We start from the raw sequence: 4,267 nt of genomic DNA on the forward strand, positions 1-4,267 counted from the left end.
ATTGATCAAACTGGATAAATCCGGTAACTGGATGTTCAAAGTCAGACACGCTGATCCGGGCAAGGGCGTTGAAGACCAGTATGATGAAAAGGTGATCACTGCGATTCTCACTGTTATGGGAGTTCATTAAAGAGGCTGATATGATGGAAAATAATACAGGAGTACTTGTACTCGGACATGGCAGTTCACTTCCCTATAATAAAGAGGTTGTGAATGCTGTGGCCGACATGATAGGAAAATGCAATGGAAATACGGTCGTTAAAACCGCATTTTTAAATATTGATACTCCGACCCTTCATGAAGGGCTGAAAAGTTTTGAAGGAACCGGAGTTAACAGGATTGTGGCACTGCCCTGTTTCCTGGCGCCGGGTGTTCACACCACAAAAGATATTCCGCGAGTTCTCGGGATCGAGGAAGGTGATAACAGGACCATGGTTCAACTCGGTGGAGCTGACATCGAACTTGTGTATGCAGAGCCGTTGGGTGCGGATCCGTGCATAGCAGGTATAGCCTGCAGAAGGATTGGAGATGCTCTTAATAATCAATCAGGTATGCCAGACTGGGCACAACTCTGGGAGCAGGGAATGCGGGAGTCCAGCTGGATGGATGATATTGCTCAGCAGGCAAACTCGGTCAACGAATACTGGGATGATCAATCGCCACGGTATAATCGTGGACATGATGCATACCGCTCCCCTGTTGTTGACAGGCTTGAGAAGTATATCGAGACAACGACTACTGTACTGGATATCGGCGCTGGAACAGGAGCACTTACGATACCTCTGGCTAAGAAAGTGAACAAGGTGGTGTCAATTGAACCGTCTGCAGGTATGCTGGATTATCTCAAGAATGCTGCTTCAAAGGAAAATCTGGATAACATCGAATTTATCAACAATACCTGGGAAGATGCAAAGATATCAGGACAATATGATATCGTTGTCTGCAGCCATGCTCTTTATTTTATAACTGATATGAAAAAATCGCTGCAGCGCATGATCGACGCAACAGGAAAGTATCTGTTTTTGATGATCGGAGTACATGAGAGTAACGATAGATACGGGGATATCTGGAAGATCATCAAAGGAACTTCATATAAACCCGGTCCGGATTACATCAATATCTATAATCTTTTAAGAGAGATGGGCTGGTATCCTGAAGTGCAAATTATAACAACCACAATGGAATGCGCTGATCTGGATGAGGCGGTCAAACTCGCGACCTCGCATTTCGATGAGTCAGATATTCTTGCAAAAAAGGACGCCATTCGTTCATACATATCTCAGTTTATCCAGCAGGAATCAGATGGAATGTTCAGATGGAAGGATTCGTTTAAATCGGCATTAATAGTGGTGAATAAAAATGTATGAGAATCCAGGTATAAAAGATGTCATCAAACAGAATTGGGATGAATCTTCTAAAAACTATGATCAATCTCCGGGACATGGAATACACACTGAACAGGAAAAAGAAGCGTGGAAGAACCTTCTGACACTGGCGGTCAGATCTGATAAACAAAAGATACTGGATGTAGGTACCGGCACTGGCGCTATGGCACTGGTTCTTGCTGAGATGGGACATGAGGTAACAGGAATTGATCTATCTGATGGTATGTTGAACAGAGCAAAGGAAAAGGCAAAACAAGCTAATCTTCCTGTGAAATTCGAAATTGGGGATGCTGAAAAACTGTCTTTTCCAGATAATACTTTTGACGTGGTGATTAACCGTCATCTGTTATGGACACTTCCACACCCGGAAAAAGCAATCAAGGAATGGAACAGGGTATTGAAGTCAGGGGGTCAGGTGGTGATCCTTGATGGGAATTTCAAGAATTACAATCTATACCGGAAACTCTGGCGTTATTGTATATCAGTGCCGTTGATTCTTATTACGGAACGAAAGAATCCATTTCACCAGAGATACAGCAAAGATCTTGAGCAGCATTTGCCAATGCGGCAAAGAGAACGTCCACAGGCAGACATTGATCTTCTTAACAATGCCGGATTCCGGGATATCGGTGTAGTGAATGAAACGGTTGCAAGAACATACTCATTCCTGGATCATCTCAAATATGGCTACTGGGGTGGACATTTTCTGATCAAAGGAGTAAAACAATAACAGGCGGTGAATTCTATGATATTTAAAAATAAATTTAGTACATGCATAGTCATAAGTCTGCTCTTAATCACCAGCGTGATGATGGGCTGTATAGACAATTCTGACCAGGAATCGGCATCCTCATCGATACAAACCGATGCAACAGAGATGAAGCAGGTGGATCAGGTGTTGACGGTAGGCGCACAGAAAGACTTTAAGGTTGCTTATGAAGGCAGATCGTTAGTCTTTGAGACACTTATGGGTGTGGATAAGTACGGAAACCCGGTACCAAAGCTTGTTGAGTCGTGGGACATCTCTGAAGACGGCAAGATATACACCTTCCATCTGAGGAAAGGTGTTGTGTTCCATGATGGTACACCCTTCGATGCTAAAGATGCAAAATTTTCTCTCGATATGTATATGAAGACGGCATCATTCAGGAATTATGTAGACAAGATGGAGATCGTTGATGATCATACCCTCCTGGTGACTTTTAACAAATATTATGATACATTTTTGCTCGATATAGCAAGCGATTCTAGCAATGTCGTAAGCCCGTTAGCTGTTGAACCTGAATGGGATCCGGACGGCAAGATCGTGGAATATATTGGAACAGGTCCGTTTAAACTTGTGGATTACAAGAAAGATCAAGAGGCTGTACTGGTAAGAAATGATGATTACTGGGGTAAGAAACCAGAACTTGAGAAAGTTATATGGAAAACGGTACCAGATCCATATACACAGATAATAGCCCTGAAAGCTGGCGAACTTGATATAATCGGCGTAGGTGAGCATCACTCCAGCATACCCTATATAGAACTGGCAAAACTTGAAGAAGACCCAAACATCGGGGTGATGATCCAGTCCTTCGGGCGTTATCAGGTTATTGAATTCAACTGTAAAAAGGCACCTTTCGATGATAAAAGAGTGAGATCTGCTTTTAATTATGGGATTGACAGGGAATTGATAGTCCGGACGCTCTTTGCTAATGCAACTGAACCGGCATATGTGATCACAGCTCCCTGGTTTAAATGGGGACCCGGAAATATTAAGGAAGGTTACACGTACAATCCTGAAAGAGCAAAGCAGCTTCTTGCAGAAGCCGGGTGGGAAGACACCGATGGTGACGGAATACTTGACAAGAATGGAAAACCGTTCGTTGCCGAACTCATTGTTCCTGTTGGTGAAGCAAATGCTGATGTTGTCTCTGTCTTCTTGCAGTCGGAATTGAAAAAACTCGGTGTCAAGATGGATATTTTGACCCTCGAGAGCGGTGCGGCTGGAGATAAGAAAAGTGCAGGAGAATACGATATGTATGTACATCACAGCGGCTGTCTGCCTTCTATACCCGGAGGTGTCTCGCCGGGAGGTAAGTATTATTCCAAAAATACAAACTGGGCATGGGAATATGCATACCACAGCAATGAACTGGATGAATTGATTGAAACAGCATTCTCTACCCCCGATGATGTACGGCAACGAGAGGCACTTGACCAGGCATGGTTACTACTACATGATCAAGCGCCGTGCATTCCACTGTATGACATCGTGAAGCCTGTCGCTTTCAGGAACAAGGTACATGGATTTACGTTCCCTGCCACGATGTTTGAGACTAACCTGCAGGATATTGAGATAAGATAAGGCGATAGGCATATGAAAAAATTTATAGCAAAGCGCCTGGCTATTGCGGTAATCGTAATGCTTGGCGCCTCGCTGCTTTCTTTTCTATTGCTATATCTTGCACCAGGCAATCCAGCTCATGCCATACTTACTGCTCAACTCGGTCAAGATCCCAGTCTTGAAGAAGTTGCATTCTTTATGATGAAAAATGATCTTAACAATCCCTTTCTTGTCCAGTGTTCCCAATGGCTGTATATGATCACTCATGTCAATCTCGGAACATCTTTCAGGACAGGGGAGCCGGTTTTGATGGAATTTATTGACAGGTTCCCGGCAACATTTGAACTGGCATTGACTTCAATGGTGATAGCCATACTTATTGCAATTCCTGTCGGAATTCTTTCTGCTCTTAAGCAAAACTCGATGCTGGATCACAGCAGCAGGTTTGTGGCACTGGTGGGTGTCTCTATGCCCAATTTCTGGTTGGGATTGGTGTTGATCCTGTTCTTCTCGTTGAAACTTGGCTGGTTCCCCTGTTTTGGTTATGGGACTA

Annotated in this window: 4 protein-coding genes; all 4 read left to right on the top strand. The window is 43.7% G+C overall.

Going from position 1 to position 4,267, the window contains the following annotated elements:
* The first annotated feature begins 140 nt into the window (after positions 1–140).
* Positions 141–1,367, top strand: coding sequence for a sirohydrochlorin nickelochelatase (gene cfbA, locus IBX40_11335; protein ID MBE0524910.1), 1,227 nt, complete (start codon positions 141–143; stop codon positions 1,365–1,367).
* A complete protein-coding gene (locus tag IBX40_11340; GenBank protein ID MBE0524911.1) occupies positions 1,360–2,115 on the top strand; it encodes a class I SAM-dependent methyltransferase in 756 nt (251 codons plus the stop codon). Before cfbA ends, IBX40_11340 begins: the two co-directional genes overlap by 8 nt.
* A gap of 15 nt (positions 2,116–2,130) precedes the next feature.
* Positions 2,131–3,735, top strand: coding sequence for a hypothetical protein (locus IBX40_11345; GenBank protein ID MBE0524912.1), 1,605 nt, complete (start codon positions 2,131–2,133; stop codon positions 3,733–3,735).
* 12 nt (positions 3,736–3,747) lie between these two features.
* On the top strand, positions 3,748–4,267 hold a 520-nt coding region (locus tag IBX40_11350; GenBank protein ID MBE0524913.1), incomplete at its 3' end, for an ABC transporter permease.

It is taken from the genome of Methanosarcinales archaeon (assembly GCA_014859725.1).
Taxonomy (GTDB): Archaea; Halobacteriota; Methanosarcinia; order Methanosarcinales; family Methanocomedenaceae; genus Kmv04.

Coding starts and splice junctions, on each gene's coding strand:
- IBX40_11345 (MBE0524912.1), top strand. CDS start 2,131: ATGATATTTAAAAATAAATTTAGTACATGCATAGTCATAAGTCTGCTC.
- IBX40_11340 (MBE0524911.1), top strand. CDS start 1,360: ATGTATGAGAATCCAGGTATAAAAGATGTCATCAAACAGAATTGGGAT.
- cfbA (MBE0524910.1), top strand. CDS start 141: ATGATGGAAAATAATACAGGAGTACTTGTACTCGGACATGGCAGTTCA.